Source organism: Capnocytophaga sp. (genome assembly GCF_030532915.1).
Taxonomy (GTDB): Bacteria; Bacteroidota; Bacteroidia; order Flavobacteriales; family Flavobacteriaceae; genus Capnocytophaga.
Map to the genome: position 1 here is coordinate 1 of NZ_JAUNKD010000004.1, position 17,307 is coordinate 17,307.

A 17,307-nucleotide genomic window follows, 5' to 3' on the forward strand; every position below is an offset into this window, starting at 1 on the left:
TATTTGGAGCAGTGGTTTTCAGCACAGTAAGTGCACAAATCCAAAAAGGAAATTGGATGGTAGGTGGGCAAGTTGCCGATATGAAATTCACCAACGGATTGAATATTAACCTATATCCGCAAGCAGGGTATTTCATTGCCGACAATTTTGCAGTAGGTGCGCTTGTAGGCTTGGGTGTTTACAAAGCCAAAGGGTCAAGCGACACGCAAACAAACTGGAATTTGGGAGGTTTTGGTCGTTACTACATTGGTAAAGACTATGTAAATCTTTTGAAAAACGGACGTTTCTTCGGTGAAGGAAGTTTCGGTTTTGGCGGAAACAATTCGAGCGTAGGAAGCACTACCAACGGAGTTGATTTAGGTGTAGGAGCCGGTTTTGCTTACTTCATTACTCGTAACATAAGTTTAGACGCAGTGCTTAAATTCAACGCTGTTGTAGGTGGTGGAAACACAGCCGGTCAAGGTGATTTGGGGCTTCGAATCGGTTTCCAAATTTTTCTTCCAACAGCCAAAGTAAAAGCTGCTTTGCAAGACAAATAGAAAATGTAAAATTATTTTTGTTAATTACTATTCCTCCGGCAATTTTTTGTCGGGGGATTTTTTTTGCTTTAAATGTATACCGAAAAACCTTTGAAACCTTTGGCAAAGTTTCAAACTTTGCCAAAGGTAAATATCCTTTCCTATTCTACATCTGAATATTTTAAATCTATATCTGAATATGTTCAGCATACATTTAAATATTCTCAATCTACTTTTAGCAGTGATTTTTATCGTAAAAAAACTTTGGCAAAGTTTTGGAACTTTGACAAAGGCAACGCTTCTACTTTAATCTATTAATTTGGAAGTATATTTTTACAATAAATTAAATTTTTATAAAAATATATTTTGACAATTGTGAAATAAACCTTATTTTTGCGTCGATTTTTAATTTTCTTCTGTAAAATGTCCGAACGTAAAAAAACAACCATCCTTTCCGTGTTGCCCTTACTTGCATTTGTGGCGATTTTTTTAGGCAGCGGAATTTATTTCAATGATTTTTATTTGTTGCCCACGCCTTTGGTGGCATTGGCGGGCGTTTTTGTGGCGTTACTGGCCTATCGCGCGCCGCTTACCGAAAAAATAAATATCTTTTTTAAAGGAGCAGGGAATAGTAACGTGCTTATAATGTGCGTCATAATGCTTTTTGCGGGAGCCTTTGCAGCCGCAACAAAAGCCTCAGGCAGTGTAGATAGCATTGTGAATCTGGGTATTAATTACATCTCGCCTGCCTTTTTCCCGATTGAGATTTTTCTTATCGCATCGTTTTTGTCGTTTTCAACCGGAACGTCGGTGGGGACGATTACCACGCTGGCACCCATCGCATTGGGGTTGGCAACACAAAGTGATTTCAACATCTCACTGATTGCGGCGTGCTTGCTCTCAGGGGCGATGTTCGGCGATAATCTTTCATTAATTTCCGACACCACCATAGCAGCCACACAAACAATGGGTTGCAAAATGAACGAAAAAATGAAAGCGAACGTAAAAATAGCCTTACCGGCAGCTTTGGCTGCGGTAATTATTTTGTTGATTATCGGAAATTCACAAACCGAAATCGCAATCACTGCCCCAAAAGATGATTTTAACATTATGTTGATACTGCCTTATGTGTCGGTTGTGGTGCTGTCTCTCTTCGGGGTGAATGTCTTTGCTTCGTTGCTTTCGGGCATCTTTTTTTCGGGTGTGTTGGGAATGGCGTATGGCAAATTTACGTTTCTTGAATTTACCAACCTTACGTATCAAGGGTTTAGCAATATGTCTGAAATATTCTTTTTGTTTTTCTTCACGGGCGGATTGGCGGCATTGGTGGAGCATTTCGGCGGGATTCGTTTTTTAATAGATTTGATTCGCAAACCGATACAATCGGGCAAACGCGCCTTGCTAGGAATGGGTGTTTTGGTAAGTGCCGTTAATTTTTGCGTGGCTAACAACACGGTTTCAATTTTGATTGTCTCGCGGGTATGTCGTGAACTGAAAGACAGATTTCCCATTCGTTCGCGCGATGCGGCTTCGGTGTTGGATATTTTTTCGTGCTATGTGCAGGGCGTTATTCCGTATGGGGCGCAAGTGCTTGCCATTGTTGAACTTAGTCAGGAAAAGGTGCGTTATCCGGAACTTGTGGGCTATTCGGTTTATTTGCATTTGTTGCTGATTTCAACTCTGATTTACATTTTTATTTATAAAGGAAGGAAAAAAGGTGCAACGCCTCACGAAAATGTTTCTGACTTGCAAACGAATTAAAAATTGCTGATTACGAATATATTTCGTACCTTTGCGAGGTTTTAATTTTTCCAAATACACAGAAAAATAAATGAATTTAATCATTGATGAAGGAAATAGTTCGGTGAAGGTTGCTGTTTTTGAAGCCCAAAAACCGATTTTTTTTCGTACCTTTGCAAAATCTGATTTTCAGAAAGGAATTACACGGGAAATCGATTTCTCAATTATAACGCACGGCATCATAGCTTCGGTGGTGGAAAATGCGCCTCAACGTTTTTCATTTTTAAGCGAAAAAGTAGCGAATTTACTTTTTATGGACGCTCAAACCCCGATGCCTTTTGTTAATAATTATGCCACACCGCACACACTGGGCATTGACCGGTTGGCATTGATGGCGGCGGCAGTAACGCGGTATCCGCAAGAAAATGTGTTAGTTATTGATGCCGGTACGTGCATAACTTTTGATGTGATGACCCAAAAAGGCATTTATTTGGGTGGGGCTATTGCGCCGGGTATTGCAATGCGTTTGCGGGCAATGCACGCGTTTACCTCCAAACTTCCTTTGCTTGACGAAACGGATTTTAACACCACCGATTTTGTTGGAAATTCAACAAAATCGTGTATGCTCTCGGGGGTTTATAACAATGTGGTACGCGAAATTGAGGGGGTAATTACCCAATATGAGCAAAAATTTGAGCATTTACGCACCATTTTAACGGGTGGCAATCATCTTTTTTTGGTTGAAAACATAAAAAATCGCATATTTGCAAACTCATTTTTTTTGCTGGAAGGGCTCAACGCCATTTTGGAGTGGCAAAAAAAATGATTTTAGTAAAACAACAACAATTTCATTACATATGAATAAAAAAATAATTACACTTATTATAGCTTTATTTGCAGTAACTTACGCTACATATTCACAACAAACAACCGAATCACCGTACTCATACTACGGCATTGGTGAGCTCAATTTTGACGGAACGGTTGAAGAGCGTGCTATGGGCGGAATCGGGGTTTATGCCGACAGCACCCGCGTTAATATGCAAAATCCGGCGGCACTTTCAAAACTGAAATACACCGCTTTTTCTGCCGGAATTTCATTCGTGCAAAAAAATCTTTCATCAAATGAAGCAAAAGTTAAAAGTGGAGCTACGGGTTTCAATTACATTTATTTAGGCTTCCCAATTGTTGATAAATGGGGCGTGGCAGCAGGTTTACTTCCTTTTTCATCAGTGGGTTATAAATTAGCTGCTTCTCAAACGATTAACAATCAAACACATTTGAGTCAGTTTGAAGGAAAAGGAAACGTGAATCAGGCTTTTCTTTCAAGCGGATACGACCTTTATAAAGGATTGAGCGTTGGGTTTTCGTTAAAATATCACTTTGGATACACCGAAATGAATGACAAACTCTCAATCTCAAACGTTGATTTTTTTACGCAAGAGTACAGTAAATCGATTTACAAAGGGCTGACAAGCTCTTTGGGACTGTATTATGAAAAACCGCTAAAAGGGCGATTGAAAATATCATCTTCATTGGTTTATACACCTCAAAGCAAGCTGACTTCAACCAATGAACGCATCGTATCAACTTTTGGTTATGCTTTTGCGGGGCAGTCATTTACCTTGGTTGAAAAAGAAAAACAAGTGAAGGATTTAAACGCCTTGGGATTGGCTCAAACCAAACTCACATTGCCTTCTCAATTGGAAATCGGCTTCGGCATCGGGGAACACCAAAAATGGCTTGCTGCGGTGGAGTATACACACTCACAGACTAAAAATTTCGCAAATCCGTTTTTGTCGGCAACCAATGTAACGTATGAAAACGGATATAAAATTTCAGTTGGCGGATTTTATATTCCTCAGCATACTTCGTTTACAAACTATTTTAAACGAATTACTTACCGTGCCGGACTTCGGTATGAAAAAACAGGAATTGTATTAAATAATGAATCAATTAATGACTTTGGCATATCTTTTGGTGTAAGTTTACCCGTAAGAGGTTTTTCAAACGTGACAACCTCTCTTGAATACGGAAAAAAAGGTACTTTAAAACAAAATTTGATTAAAGAGAACTATTTGAATTTAAGAGTCGGATTTACTTTGAACGACAAATGGTTCCAAAGAACTAAATATCAGTAAGAACAATAAAAACAAACGAAAATGAAAAGAAAAATTTTATTAGCGGCATTCGTTGCAAGTGTTTTTTACGCAACCAACGTGCAGGCACAGGGTTGCGAGCAAGATGTAGAAATCAAGCAAAATCTTTCATTGTTTAATGAAGATGCAAAAGCAAAACGATATGATGCAGCCTATCCGGTTTGGAAATCGGTTTATGAAAAATGTCCAAGCATCAATGCAGCCGTTTTTACACGTGGTGAAGTTATTTTAAAACATAAAATATCAAAGAGTAATGGTGCTGAAAAAGAGCAATTCATAAAAGATTTGAACAAACTTTATCAAGACTATAATAAATACTTCCCTACGCGTTACGCTACTGCTAATGTGTATGTTGACCAAGCAATGTTGGCTTTTGACCAAAAAACGGCAGGCAGTAAAGAAATCTACGGATTGCTTCATAAAGCCTTTACCGAAGACAAAGCCAACTTCAAAAATGAAAAAGCACTTTACTTGTACTTTTCAGAATTGGTTTCGTTGTACGAAAAAAATGAAAAAGCACTACAAGATGTGTTTAACACCTATGATGACGTGGTTGAAAAAATTCAGGAAGAAAAAAATCACCTATCAGAAACCATCAACAAGTTTATTGCTCAGGAAGAAGCAGGTACTATTGGCGATAAAGACAAAAAAAGTTTGGAAGCAGCCCGTAAACGGGTTGATAACTATGAACTTATCGGAGAAAGCATCGATGCTAAGTTAGGTAAATTAGCTGATTGTGATAACTTGATTCCGCTTTACAACAAAACCTTTGAAGCGAACAAAAGCAATGAAGAGTGGCTACGCCGTGCAGCCGGAAAAATGGCTGACAAAGATTGTACCAGCGACCCGCTTTTCGTGAAAATCGTTAGTTCATTACACCAATTATCACCTTCGGCTTCATCAGCTTATTATTTGGGGGTGCTTAATGACCGAAATAAAAATTCAGCCAAAGCCGTTGAATATTACAACGAATCAGTACGTTTGGAGACAGATAACCTTAAGAAAGCTAAAATCTTGACCAAAATTGCGTCAAAACATTCAAAAGCAGGTGCTGTTAAGTATGCACAAGAGGCTTTGAAGTACAATCCGTCAAACTCTGATGCGTATCGTATTATGGCTCAGGCTTATGCTTCCAGCGCCAATGAGTGCGGAACTACAACTTTTGAAAAACGTGCCGTATATTGGTTGGCAGCCAGCACCGCCCGCAAAGGAGGTTTGGAGAGTTTAGCAAAACACTACGATGCCTTAGCGCCAAGTAAGGTTGATATTTTTGAATCAGGAATGGCAGGAAAAACCATCGCACTTAAATGCTGGGTGGGGCAATCTGTAAAAGTTCCGGCGTTGTAATTATGAGATTTTGTGTCATATCATATGATTTATTGAGAAGCGTTGCCGTACTTTGTTGTATGGCAATGCTTTTTTCGTGTAGCAACGACTTGAAGAGCTTGCAACAAATGAACGTGGTTCACAAATTCCCACAGGGCGAAGTGTATGATTTTAAATTGGTTTACACCGATTCAACCAAAGTGGTTGCCATCATCACCAGCAAGCAAAACAATGATTTTTCAAATCAGCGTTTTCCGTATTCCGAATTTCCCAAAGGAGTAACCGTTGATTTTTTTGATAATCAAAATAATAAAAATACCGTTACGGCAAAATACGGAATTATTTACAACAACTCACAAATGGTTGAACTTCGTGACAGTGTGGTTTTAACAACTCACGAAGGAAAAAAACTGGAAACCGCGCAACTTTTCTGGGACCAAAAACAAGATTGGGTCTTTACCGAAAAAGAATTTACCTTTACCGACTCTGCCAAAGGAACCCTAACCAAAGGCGTGGGCATTGATTTTGATAAGGCATTTTCAACCGTAAAGGCTCATAAAACCACGGGGATTTTAGCTATTGAAGATAAAGAATAAGCAAAGTCCGTAAAAAAATCAGCATTTTTAAGCATTTATCTTTTTAAAATTAATAACATTATGAACACACGAATATTTTTTGAATACGCCTATTTAGCCATCTGCGGATTTTCAATTTACGAAGCCGTTCGTTACTGGAATTCAGCTGATAAGCAATCGTTTTATATGTATGTCTTCTTTGCAGTGGCTTCGTTAGGTATGTTTTTTTTAAGACGAATAACGCGCAAACGCCACGAAGACAAAAATTCAAAACAGCAACCGTAAATTAAAACGGAAAATTGCCAATTGTCATTTTTTTTGTACTTTTGTCGCCCTAAAGTATATGTCGGTATGATTGTACATAAATTGTCAGATTACTTTTTTGATGATGATTTTACGTTAATTGCCATTCACACCACGTTGGAAGATTATCGGTTGGCGTACTTCTTAAATAAAGTATTAAATTTGCGATTTTCAAGAAGTTACAATCGATGTGATTTGAAAAATATTGAAAACGGCAAAGGGTTTTCATATTTCTGTTGGAACGACAAAGCCTCAAAAATAGCGTGGCATTGCTTTGCCAATAAGTTGGTTTTCGAGCAAAAAACACCACAAACATCACTTTTCAGCCAAATGACCTTGGTTCATTATTTGGTGGACAGTAAAAAAAAAGTTGATTTTTTCTTAAAAATGGACGGGCAAGGAACTTTAAAAACCCAAGAAGTAATTGAAAAAATCGTAACAATACCCAATGTAACAGCCGCATACACAATAAACACAGACACACTAAGTTCAAAACATAAATTAATATTTCAAGAATGTTAAGCACAAAAAAAACTAAAATTGTAGCGACTTTGGGTCCTGCTACCGATACACGTGAAATTCTTAAAGATATGATGGAAGCAGGCGTAAACGTGTTTCGCATCAATTTTTCACACGCTGATTATGACGACGTAAAGCGCCGCATTGAAATGATTCGTTCCATCAATAAAGAATTTGGTTTCAATACCGCTATTTTGGCTGACCTTCAAGGACCGAAATTGCGCGTGGGCGTTATGGAAGACGGCGCTGTGGTAAAGCCCGGTGACAGAATTACCTTCGTTACCGGTGAGCCGTTCGTGGGTGACAAACAGCGCGTTTATATGAATTACAAAACCTTCCCGAAAGATGTAAAGCCCGGTGAGCGTATTTTGCTTGATGACGGAAAGCTCATCTTTGAGGTGGTTTCGACCAATCAGGATAACGAAGTGGAAGCCAAGGTGATACAAGGCGGACCTTTAAAATCAAAAAAAGGCGTAAACCTGCCCAACACCAACGTTTCATTACCGGCTCTTACCGAAAAAGACGTGAAAGACGCTATGTTTGCCATCTCACAAGAGGTAGATTGGTTTGCTCTTTCGTTTGTGCGCCATCCGAAAGATATTCAAGATTTAAAGGATTTAATTACCGAAAATGCAAGTAACCGCATTCCGATTATTGCCAAAATTGAAAAACCCGAAGCCTTGGTGAATATTGATAAAATTATGGCAAATTGTGACGGAATTATGGTGGCACGAGGCGATTTGGGTGTGGAAATTCCGGCAGAGGAAGTTCCGTTAATCCAAAAAGAATTGGTGCATAAAGCAAAACTCAACCACATTCCGGTAATTATTGCTACACAAATGATGGAAAGTATGATTTCGAGTCTTACCCCTACGCGCGCCGAAGTGAATGATGTGGGTAACTCGGTAATGGACGGTGCTGATGCCGTGATGCTTTCGGGCGAAACTTCCGTTGGAGAATATCCCGTACAAGTAATTCAGCAAATGAGCCGAATTATCAAAAGCGTTGAAGAATCAGAACTGATTAAAGTACCGATGCTTACGCCCTTTGTGCGTTCGGGACGTTATGTTACAAATTCCATTTGTTTCCACGCCGCCACAATGGCTAATGAAATGAATGCCAAAGTAATATCAACATTGACAAACAGTGGATACACGGCTTATCGAATTTCGTCATACCGACCCAATTCACATATTTTGGTCTTTACGTCAAGCAAGCGTATTTTAACGCAACTCAGTCTGCTTTGGGGCGTTACGACTTTCTATTATGACAGATTTGTTTCAACCGATGAGACCATTGAAGACGTAAACCATATTGCCAACGAAAAAGGCTATGTGAATATGGGTGATATTATGATAAGCCTTGCCGCAATGCCGATTCAAGGCAAAGGAAAAGTAAACACATTGCGCGTTTCTGAAATTGATTCGTGTGCAATTAAAGCAAAATAAAGTTGTTTTTAGAATTTTGTTAAAAAAAATAGTAGCATAATCGCTACTATTTTTTTTATTTTATATATTTTTGAAGAATAGGCGTAAGGGTTTCTTGTCCCCATTTAGCGCCTTCGGTCATTCCTTTTTGGGCTAATACCGATGTTTTGCTCGCCATTTTTCGCCCGATGGGTGTTTCATAAAATTTGAGCAATTCTTTAATTTCGCTATGTGTAAATTCTTCCATATAAATTCGGGTCATAGCTTGATAAAGTTGTGGCATTTTGCCTTTGATTTCTTTTTCGGCTTCCGGAAATTTTTCAACCGGAATAATTTGTTTCAGTGGCGAAATAACAGCATCAAAAGCCGATTCACTCACGATGGCAACCAATTTTTCGGTGTCTTTCTTAAAAGCATCATTGTTTTGAGCAGAAGCATAAAACCCTGCAAACAAAAGCATTAGTGTAAAAAAATATCTTTTCATATTGAAGCGTTTATTAAATTAATATGGCGAAAATACGATATTTTTTTGACTATCAAAATAAATTACCAAAAATAATTTTATAAGTTGTTTGAAACTGCTCGTTTGAAATGGCTTAAAACTTGCCATTTGAAATCATTTAACCTTTCAAACAACTTCAAACCATCAAACTATCCCAAATTATAGCAACGGATTTTTTCTCAAAATTATTCTGTTTTTTATTTTTTGTGTAACTTTGCCCGCTAAACACATTTGTAATGGAAAAAGTTATCGACGAAACCAAGCAAGGGCAAAGTCTTGTTTTGGAAGGAAATAAAGAAAATAGCAAAAAATTATATATTGAAAGTTACGGTTGCCAGATGAATTTTTCGGACAGCGAAATCGTGGCTTCCATTTTGGCCAGCGAAGGATACAACACCACACAAACGCTCGAAGAAGCTGATTTAGTGTTGGTTAATACTTGTTCCATTCGTGAAAAAGCCGAGCAAACCATTCGTAAGCGTTTGGAGCAATTCAATGCCGTGAAACGTATCAACCCGAAGATGAAAGTGGGTGTATTGGGCTGTATGGCAGAGCGTTTGAAAAGCAAATTTTTAGAAGAAGAAAAAATCGTAGATATGGTCGTTGGACCTGATGCCTACAAAGATTTGCCCAATTTGTTGCAAGAAGTTGATGGCGGACGAGAAGCGGTAAACGTAATTCTTTCAAAAGACGAAACTTACGCTGATGTTTCACCTATTCGATTGAATAGCAACGGAGTAACCGCCTTTGTTTCCATCACGCGGGGGTGTGACAATATGTGTACGTTTTGTATCGTTCCCTTTACACGCGGACGTGAACGCAGCCGCGACCCGTTTTCTATCTTAAACGAAATCAAAGACTTAGAAGAACGTGGTTTTAAAGAAATCACCCTCTTGGGGCAAAATGTGGATAGTTATTTATGGTACGGTGGCGGACTGAAAAAAGATTTTGAAAAAGCCAGCGAAATGCAAAAAGCCACAGCCGTAAATTTTGCAAAACTGCTTGATATGGCGGCAGTTGCACACCCTAAAATGCGCATTCGGTTTTCGACTTCCAATCCGCAAGATATGACTCTCGACGTGATTGACACGATGGCGAAACACCACAACATTTGCAAATACATTCACTTACCCGTGCAAAGCGGAAGCGACCGTATCTTAAAGGCAATGAACCGATTACATACACGCGAGGAATATTTTACGCTGATTGACAATATCCGCAAACGCATTCCCGAATGTGCCATTTCACAGGATATGATTGCCGGATTTCCTACCGAAACTGAAGCCGACCACCAAGATACGCTTTCACTGATGGAGTACGTAAAATACGATTTCGGGTTTATGTTTGCCTATTCGGAACGCCCCGGAACGCTTGCCGCCCGCAAAATCGAAGACGATGTGTCTGAGGAAGTTAAAAAACGTCGCCTTACGGAAATCATTGATTTACAGCAAAAACACAGCCTGATGCGTACGCAGGAAAAAGTAGGACAAATTTGCGAGGTGCTTATTGAAGGAAATTCCAAAAAATCAGATGCCCAGTGGATGGGGCGAAACACGCAAAACACCGTGGTGGTCTTCCCGAAAGAACATTACAAAGTAGGTGATTTTGTGAATGTTAAAATAGAAAGTTGCACCTCAACCACCCTTATCGGGAAAGCCATCGGGTATAGCGAGATGATGTAATTTAAAATCAATTCCTTACAAAAAAACGTATGAAAACACCTTGGCAAATTCAGAGTTTTTTATTGTTTTTGTTTTGCCAAACGGCTTGGAGTCAGTCGTTTGACAGAATGAAATTGGACGCCTATTTTGACGCCTTAACTGCGCATCAAAAATTTATGGGAAGTGTACTTGTTGCCCGTGATGGCAAGGTGCTTTATGAAAAATCGGTGGGATTTGCCAATGTGGAAAATCGGGTTGAAAACAGTGGCAACACACAATTTCGGGTAGGTTCCGTGAGTAAAACATTTACCGCCGTGCTGGTGCTAAAAGCCGTTGAACAAGGTAAACTAAAACTGAATCAGCCGCTTAGTGATTTTTTTAAGGAAATTAAAAACGCTGAAAAAATAACTATTGAACAGCTCTTGCGGCATCGTTCCGGAATTTTTAATTTAACAAACGATACTTCGTATTTTACTTGGCATACACAACCCCAAAAAAGAAGTGTAATTCTTTTAAAAATAGCAAGTTACAATCCTGTTTTTGAGCCGGATAGCAAATTTGAGTACAGCAATTCCAATTATATTTTGCTCAGCTACATTCTGGAAGATATTTACAAAAAAAGTTTTTCGGATTTACTTGAAACATTCATTGTAAATCCTTTAAAATTGAAAAACACCCAAATGGGCGAAAAACAGAGTTCTCAGAGCGAGGCGGCTTATTCATACACTTATAAAAATGGTTGGGAGAAAGAAACCGAGACCGACCTTTCATTTGTGTTGGGAGCAGGTGGAATACTATCAACCGCTACCGATTTGAAGATTTTTATTCGCGCTCTTTTTGAAGGGAAATTGCTTGAAAAAGAGAGTTTTGAAATAATGACAACTTTAAAAGAAAACTACGGAATGGGGCTGTTTCAACTTCCGTTTTATGATAAAAAAATGTACGGACATACGGGAAGTATTGACGGTTTTTTGTCGATAGCGGGCTATTTTCCTGATGAAAAAATAACCTACATTCGGTTGTGTAACGGATTGAATTTTAACGTAAATGACATTGACATAACCGTGTTGAGTGCTGTCTTTAACAAGCCTTTTGATATTCCTTCATTTGAAAGTATTGAAGTAAGTGAAGAGGTTCTAAATCAATATGTTGGCACATATAGTAAAGAAGGTATGCCAATGCAAATTACTATTTTCAAAAACGGAAAACAACTTATGGGTCAAGCCACCAATCAACAGGCTTTTCCGTTGGAAGCCACCGAAAAAAATAAATTTAAGTTTGATAAGGCAGGTATTCAAGTAGAATTTTTCCCCGAAACGAAAAAAATGATTCTCAAACAAATGGGATTAGAAATTCCGTTTGAAAAAAAATAATCTTTTAACAATCAAGAATATACAGATGCAACAATACCACGATTTATTACAACATATTTTAGAAAACGGATACACCAAAGACGACCGTACCGGAACGGGCACTACCAGCATTTTCGGTTACCAAATGCGGTTTGATTTGCGCAAGGGTTTTCCGCTGGTTACGACCAAAAAATTACATCTAAAATCAATTATTTATGAATTGTTATGGTTTTTGAAAGGCGATACCAATATTAACTACTTGACTGATAACGGAGTGCGTATTTGGAATGAATGGGCAGACGAAAACGGCAATTTAGGTCCGGTGTATGGGCATCAGTGGCGCAATTGGAACAGCGAGGGCATCGACCAAATTAAAGAAGTGATTGAAACGATTCAAAAAAATCCGGATAGCCGCCGAATGTTGGTTTCGGCGTGGAATCCGTCGGTTTTGCCCGATACATCAAAATCTTTTGCTGAAAATGTTGCCAACGGAAGAGCAGCATTGCCTCCCTGTCACGCTTTTTTTCAGTTTTATGTTGCCAACGGCAGGCTTTCGTGCCAACTTTATCAACGCAGCGCCGACGTTTTTTTGGGCGTGCCTTTTAACATCGCTTCGTATGCGCTTTTAACGATGATGGTAGCGCAAGTGTGTGGTTTGCAGGCTGGCGATTTTGTGCATACTTTTGGTGATGTACATATTTACAACAACCACCGTGAACAGGTGGCACTGCAGCTGAGCCGACAGCCCCGACCGTTGCCTACGATGAAATTAAATCCTGCGATAACTGACTTATTTTCATTTACCTATAATGATTTTACGCTTGAAGATTACGACCCTTATCCCGCCATTAAAGGACAGGTTTCAGTTTGATAATAAAACAATAACCCCGCTCAAAAATAGATGCTTTGAGCGGGGTTGTTGTTTTGATAAAGTTCGTTTTCAAACACAAACAAATTATCCTAAAAATGGATAACGGTAATCTACCGGCGGAACAAAGGTTTCTTTAATCAATCGAGGCGAAACCCAACGCAGTAAGTTCTGTGCCGAACCTGCTTTGTCATTTGTTCCCGAAGCTCTTGCTCCTCCGAAAGGCTGTTGCCCCACCACGGCTCCGGTTGGCTTATCATTAATATAAAAGTTCCCTGCCGCATCTTCCAACGCCTTAATCGCTTGGCTTAAAGCGTATCTATCTTGTGAGAAAACAGCTCCGGTAAGTGCATATTCCGAAGTTTCATCCACCAATTTGAGTGTTTCTTCCCATTTGGCGTCGTCATACACATAAACCGTTACCACCGGACCAAAAAGCTCCGTTTCCATTGTTGTATATTTGGGGTTTGTGGTTACAATAACCGTAGGCTCAATGAAATATCCCTTCGATTTATCGTAATTGCCCCCAACAAACACCTCAGCATCGGCATCTGCTTTTGCTTGGTCGATATATTTGGCTAATTTATCAAACGAACCTTCGTGAATAACCGCAGTAATGAAGTTTTCCATATCCTCCGGACTTCCCATTTTGAAAGAAAGCACGTCTTCTTTCACGAAATTTAAAATTTCATCAGCTTTCGATTTGGGAAGATATACCCGCGATGCTGCCGAGCATTTTTGCCCTTGAAACTCGAATGCCCCGCGTGTAATGGCGGTAGCCACTTGTTTGGAAATTGCCGACGGATGTACAACGATGAAATCCTTACCGCCGGTTTCGCCCACGATTTTCGGATACGTCTTATAATTATGTATGTTATTGCCTATTTTTTTCCAGATGTCTTGAAACACGCCTGTTGAACCGGTGAAATGAATTCCGGCGAAGTCAGGGCTGGCAAGAAGTGTTTCGGTTATCATTGCCGCATCGCCATTAATGAAGTTGATTACCCCGTCGGGAAGTCCGGCTTCCTTAAACACTTCCATAATTACGTTAGCCGAAAATACTTGGGCGTTGCTCGGCTTCCAAATTACCACATTCCCCATTAGGGCGGCACTTGCCGGAAGGTTGCCCGAGATTGCCGTGAAGTTAAACGGGGTAACGGCGTAGATAAATCCTTCCAACGGACGATATTCCACCCGATTCCAGATACCTTCTGACGAGATGGGCTGGTCGTTGTAGATATCTGCCATAAATGCTACGTTGAAACGCAAAAAGTCGATAAGTTCACAAGCCGAGTCAATCTCCGCCTGATGAATGGTTTTTGATTGTGCAATCATTGTAGCGGCGTTGATTTTGGCACGATACGGACCCGCGATGAGTTCGGCTGCTTTCAAGAAGATAGCGGCTCGTTCTTGCCACGGCAGGGATGCCCATTTTTTGCGGGCTTCAAGTGCAGTTGCGATTGCCTTCTCCACGTGCTGTTTTTCGGCAAGATGATACGTGCCTACCTTGTGCTGATGGTCGTGCGGGGCAGTCATCGTTTTGGTTTTGCCCGTACGGATTTGCTCCGCCCCGATGTATAGTGGTACATCAACGGTAGCGTTCCATAACTCTTTGTATGCTTTCAAAACTGCCTCGCGCTCGGGCGTTCCTTTGGCGTATGACTTTACAGGCTCGTTTATTGCCTTCGGTACTTTAAAAAATCCTTTTCCCATTGGTTTATTTGATTAATAATTTAGAGCGTAAAGTTACTAATTTCTTTTTAAACTAAACAAGGAAAGACCGATTTTTTTATTTTTTTAGCTTAAAATAACCTCAGCCACCTCTTCATAAGCTGAAAAATGCCCGCCTAAACAGGTGTATCCTTAAAAATCCTTACAAGAGTTGATATGCTAACATAGCACTTAAATATGCAAATCCGGTCATAAAAACCCATTGCAGGGCAGTCCATTTCCAGCTGTTGGTTTCGCGCCTGATAACGGCAATGGTGCTTAAACATTGCATAGCGAAGGCGTAGAAAAGGAGCAGGGAAATTCCGGTTGCGAAGGTGTACACGGGGGTTCCGTCGGGGCGGATTTCACTTCGTAATTTGGTTAAAATGGTTCGTTCGCCGGCTTCTTCTTCGGTGTCAAGGTCTGCCCCTAAACTATAAATAGAAGAGAGCGTGCTAATGAACACTTCGCGCGCAGCGAAAGAGGATAACACCCCAATGCTTATCTTCCAGTCATAACCTAAGGGTTTGAAAATCGGCTCGATAGCCTTCCCGATATTCCCTAAGAAGGAATGCTCTAATTGCTGGGCTTCCACAAAATGCTGTGTCTCGGCTTCCGTCCAATTTTGGGCTTGTGCCATTTGTATTGCCCTGTTTTCAATATTGTTATAGGCTTCTCCTGCTCCGTGCGAGCCTAAAAACCACAAAATTACGGATATGGCAAGAATGATTTTCCCGGCCCCAAGCACAAAACTCTTCGTTTTTTCAAAAACGGTGATGGCAACATTTCGCCACAAGGGTAATTTATAGTTGGGCATCTCGGCAATGAAGAAACTTTTATTCTTACTGATTTTAAGGGTTTTGTCTAAAATAAAGGCAGCGCCCAATGCCGCCAAAAAGCCCAAAACGTAGAGGGCAAGTAGGGTGAGGGCTTTATAACTGAATAAAAGCACATTGCCATCGGGGATAACCAGTGCAATGATAATCAGATACACCGGTAATCGCGCCGAACAAGTCATAAAGGGCGTTACTAAAATGGTGATGAGGCGTTCTTTCCAGCTTTCAATATTTCGGGCAATCATCACAGCCGGAATGGCACAGGCTGCCCCCGAAATAAGCGGTACTACGCTCTTTCCGTTAAGTCCGAAGCGTCTCATTAGGTTGTCCATCAAAAATACAACCCTGCTCATATAGCCGCTTTCTTCCAATAAGGATATGAAAAAGAATAAGATGGCAATTTGAGGCACAAACACCACGATTCCGGCAATTCCAGGGATAATTCCTTTGGTGATAAGGTCAGTTAAAGCGCCGGCAGGCAAGAATGTTTCGGTTTTCTCACCAATGAATTCAAAAGCGCTTTCAATCCACGCCATCGGGTAGCTACTCCAATCGTAAACGGCTTGAAACACCAGCGTTAATATACAACCGAAGATGAAATACCCCCAGAAGGGATGGATAAGCACCCTGTCTAACTTAGCGCGCAGGCTCTCGGCTTTTGCCAGATCAATCGTATAGTTTTTTTTGAGAATATCGTTTAAGAATTGATAGCGAAGGATGGTTTCCTTCTGTTTCATTCGTTTGATTTCGCTCTCGGTTTTTGTGTTTGCCTCGTTTGTGAGGTCGGCTCCCTTAAAATGTTCAATAATGTGGGTGTTATGTGAAATGATTAACCACAATTTATAGCTGTTTTCATTGGGGAAAAGTGTGGTGAGCCTGCTGAAATAGTCGGGATCTAATCTACTGATGTTCAGGCAGGGTTCGGTCGGGATTTGCTCGTACAGCGCCAGAGCTTGCTTTAACTCGTCCAGACCGGTATTATTTCGGGCGCTGATTACCACCACTTTGGTTTTCAGCTCGGCTTCCAAACCTGCCACATTGATGGTTATACCTTTTTTAGGCATTTGGTCAGCCATATTTAACACCAAAATGGTTGGCAGATTCAAATCTTTAATTTGCGAAAAGAGTAACAGATTTTGTTTGAGGTTTTCCACATCGCAAACCACGGCAACCACGTCCGGATATTGCTCGTTGTGTTTATTGAGGAGGATATTCACCGCCACGCGCTCGTCCATTGAGTTGGCATTGAGGCTATATGTGCCGGGTAGGTCCATTATTTCGGCTTTTTGTTCCGAAGTGAGTTTGCAATACCCTATTTTTTTCTCAACTGTAATGCCCGGATAGTTGCCTACCTTTTGATTCAATCCGGTTAGGGCATTAAAAAGTGAGGTTTTCCCGACGTTGGGGTTACCAACCAGCGCTACTTTTATGATGCTTTTCATAGTCTTTCAATTTCAATTAATGAAGCCATATCTTTACGAATTGACAGATAGGAATTGTTCATCTGAATATAAATAGGGTCGTTAAACGATGCTTTTTGGATTACTTTAACTTCACTACCCAAAAAACATCCCAATTCAATAAGTTTTAACGGAACGTTTTCAATGTCAATATGTTTAATGATGCCCTTTTCACCTTTTTTGAGCTGGGCGATGGTTGTTTTTGGGCTGTTTTGAATCGGATTCATTGTAGTGGTTCTTATTTAGACTTAATTTAAAGGGCAAAGATAGTATTTTTTACCTAAAACGGAAGTTTCCCGATTAAAAGTTTTGTATCACGTAGTTACATCTCCCTCACAGCAAGATATAGTG

16 protein-coding genes are annotated in these 17,307 nt (G+C 40.1%); 12 read left to right on the forward strand and 4 right to left on the reverse strand.

Going from position 1 to position 17,307, the window contains the following annotated elements:
- The 9 genes from Q4D72_RS01775 to pyk all read left to right on the forward strand — a co-directional run.
- The coding region (locus Q4D72_RS01775) for a hypothetical protein (RefSeq protein ID WP_303075703.1) at positions 1–539 on the forward strand (539 nt) is incomplete at its 5' end.
- Positions 540–941: 402 nt separating this feature from the next.
- Positions 942–2,279: a Na+/H+ antiporter NhaC family protein gene (locus Q4D72_RS01780; protein WP_303075704.1), complete on the forward strand. Its 1,338-nt coding sequence runs from the start codon at positions 942–944 to the stop codon at positions 2,277–2,279.
- Positions 2,280–2,349: 70 nt separating this feature from the next.
- Complete coding sequence (locus Q4D72_RS01785; protein WP_303075705.1) at positions 2,350–3,084, forward strand: type III pantothenate kinase; 735 nt, start codon at positions 2,350–2,352, stop codon at positions 3,082–3,084.
- A 31-nt stretch (positions 3,085–3,115) separates the two neighbouring features.
- Entirely contained in the window at positions 3,116–4,399 is a 1,284-nt protein-coding gene (locus Q4D72_RS01790) for a hypothetical protein (protein ID WP_303075706.1), read from the forward strand.
- A gap of 21 nt (positions 4,400–4,420) precedes the next feature.
- Complete coding sequence (locus Q4D72_RS01795; protein WP_303075707.1) at positions 4,421–5,764, forward strand: hypothetical protein; 1,344 nt, start codon at positions 4,421–4,423, stop codon at positions 5,762–5,764.
- A 2-nt stretch (positions 5,765–5,766) separates the two neighbouring features.
- A complete protein-coding gene (lptC, locus tag Q4D72_RS01800) occupies positions 5,767–6,339 on the forward strand; it encodes an LPS export ABC transporter periplasmic protein LptC (RefSeq protein ID WP_303075708.1) in 573 nt (190 codons plus the stop codon).
- A 60-nt stretch (positions 6,340–6,399) separates the two neighbouring features.
- Positions 6,400–6,603, forward strand: a complete 204-nt coding sequence (locus tag Q4D72_RS01805) for a hypothetical protein (RefSeq protein ID WP_303075709.1) — start codon at positions 6,400–6,402, stop codon at positions 6,601–6,603.
- Between the two features lie 66 nt (positions 6,604–6,669).
- A complete protein-coding gene (locus Q4D72_RS01810; RefSeq protein WP_303075710.1) occupies positions 6,670–7,143 on the forward strand; it encodes an IPExxxVDY family protein in 474 nt (157 codons plus the stop codon).
- Entirely contained in the window at positions 7,137–8,588 is a 1,452-nt protein-coding gene (pyk, locus tag Q4D72_RS01815; protein ID WP_303075711.1) for a pyruvate kinase, read from the forward strand. The genes Q4D72_RS01810 and pyk overlap by 7 nt, the downstream gene beginning before the upstream one ends.
- 55 nt (positions 8,589–8,643) lie before the next feature.
- On the opposite strand, the gene Q4D72_RS01820 is transcribed toward pyk, so the two are convergent.
- Positions 8,644–9,051, reverse strand: coding sequence for a DUF2059 domain-containing protein (locus Q4D72_RS01820; protein ID WP_303075712.1), 408 nt, complete (start codon positions 9,049–9,051; stop codon positions 8,644–8,646).
- Between the two features lie 254 nt (positions 9,052–9,305).
- Between Q4D72_RS01820 and miaB the strand changes: the two genes are divergently transcribed.
- Genes miaB through Q4D72_RS01835 form a run of 3 tightly spaced genes read left to right on the forward strand, consistent with a single transcriptional unit; the run spans position 9,306 to position 12,953 of the window.
- Positions 9,306–10,751: a tRNA (N6-isopentenyl adenosine(37)-C2)-methylthiotransferase MiaB gene (miaB, locus tag Q4D72_RS01825; protein ID WP_303075713.1), complete on the forward strand. Its 1,446-nt coding sequence runs from the start codon at positions 9,306–9,308 to the stop codon at positions 10,749–10,751.
- 29 nt (positions 10,752–10,780) lie between these two features.
- Positions 10,781–12,103: a serine hydrolase gene (locus tag Q4D72_RS01830; protein WP_303075714.1), complete on the forward strand. Its 1,323-nt coding sequence runs from the start codon at positions 10,781–10,783 to the stop codon at positions 12,101–12,103.
- 25 nt (positions 12,104–12,128) lie between these two features.
- The gene (locus tag Q4D72_RS01835; protein ID WP_303075715.1) at positions 12,129–12,953 is read left to right on the forward strand and encodes a thymidylate synthase; all 825 of its coding nucleotides are present in this window, start codon (positions 12,129–12,131) and stop codon (positions 12,951–12,953) included.
- Positions 12,954–13,037: 84 nt separating this feature from the next.
- On the opposite strand, the gene pruA is transcribed toward Q4D72_RS01835, so the two are convergent.
- The 3 genes from pruA to Q4D72_RS01850 all read right to left on the reverse strand — a co-directional run bounded on the left by pruA (position 13,038) and on the right by Q4D72_RS01850 (position 17,183).
- The gene (gene pruA / locus Q4D72_RS01840) at positions 13,038–14,663 is read right to left on the reverse strand and encodes an L-glutamate gamma-semialdehyde dehydrogenase (RefSeq protein ID WP_303075716.1); all 1,626 of its coding nucleotides are present in this window, start codon (positions 14,661–14,663) and stop codon (positions 13,038–13,040) included.
- A gap of 160 nt (positions 14,664–14,823) precedes the next feature.
- Positions 14,824–16,938, reverse strand: a complete 2,115-nt coding sequence (gene feoB, locus Q4D72_RS01845) for a ferrous iron transport protein B (RefSeq protein WP_303075717.1) — start codon at positions 16,936–16,938, stop codon at positions 14,824–14,826.
- Entirely contained in the window at positions 16,935–17,183 is a 249-nt protein-coding gene (locus Q4D72_RS01850; protein WP_303075718.1) for a FeoA family protein, read from the reverse strand. Before Q4D72_RS01850 ends, feoB begins: the two co-directional genes overlap by 4 nt.
- Positions 17,184–17,307 lie beyond the last annotated feature (124 nt).

Excerpts from the sequence above, each read along its gene's own strand:
- miaB (WP_303075713.1), top strand. The coding sequence starts at position 9,306 with ATGGAAAAAGTTATCGACGAAACCAAGCAAGGGCAAAGTCTTGTTTTG.
- Q4D72_RS01835 (WP_303075715.1), top strand. The coding sequence starts at position 12,129 with ATGCAACAATACCACGATTTATTACAACATATTTTAGAAAACGGATAC.
- pruA (WP_303075716.1), bottom strand. The coding sequence starts at position 14,663 with ATGGGAAAAGGATTTTTTAAAGTACCGAAGGCAATAAACGAGCCTGTA.
- Q4D72_RS01780 (WP_303075704.1), top strand. The coding sequence starts at position 942 with ATGTCCGAACGTAAAAAAACAACCATCCTTTCCGTGTTGCCCTTACTT.
- Q4D72_RS01810 (WP_303075710.1), top strand. The coding sequence starts at position 6,670 with ATGATTGTACATAAATTGTCAGATTACTTTTTTGATGATGATTTTACG.
- pyk (WP_303075711.1), top strand. The coding sequence starts at position 7,137 with ATGTTAAGCACAAAAAAAACTAAAATTGTAGCGACTTTGGGTCCTGCT.
- Q4D72_RS01850 (WP_303075718.1), bottom strand. The coding sequence starts at position 17,183 with ATGAATCCGATTCAAAACAGCCCAAAAACAACCATCGCCCAGCTCAAA.
- Q4D72_RS01795 (WP_303075707.1), top strand. The coding sequence starts at position 4,421 with ATGAAAAGAAAAATTTTATTAGCGGCATTCGTTGCAAGTGTTTTTTAC.
- Q4D72_RS01790 (WP_303075706.1), top strand. The coding sequence starts at position 3,116 with ATGAATAAAAAAATAATTACACTTATTATAGCTTTATTTGCAGTAACT.
- Q4D72_RS01785 (WP_303075705.1), top strand. The coding sequence starts at position 2,350 with ATGAATTTAATCATTGATGAAGGAAATAGTTCGGTGAAGGTTGCTGTT.
- Q4D72_RS01830 (WP_303075714.1), top strand. The coding sequence starts at position 10,781 with ATGAAAACACCTTGGCAAATTCAGAGTTTTTTATTGTTTTTGTTTTGC.
- Q4D72_RS01805 (WP_303075709.1), top strand. The coding sequence starts at position 6,400 with ATGAACACACGAATATTTTTTGAATACGCCTATTTAGCCATCTGCGGA.
- lptC (WP_303075708.1), top strand. The coding sequence starts at position 5,767 with ATGAGATTTTGTGTCATATCATATGATTTATTGAGAAGCGTTGCCGTA.
- feoB (WP_303075717.1), bottom strand. The coding sequence starts at position 16,938 with ATGAAAAGCATCATAAAAGTAGCGCTGGTTGGTAACCCCAACGTCGGG.
- Q4D72_RS01820 (WP_303075712.1), bottom strand. The coding sequence starts at position 9,051 with ATGAAAAGATATTTTTTTACACTAATGCTTTTGTTTGCAGGGTTTTAT.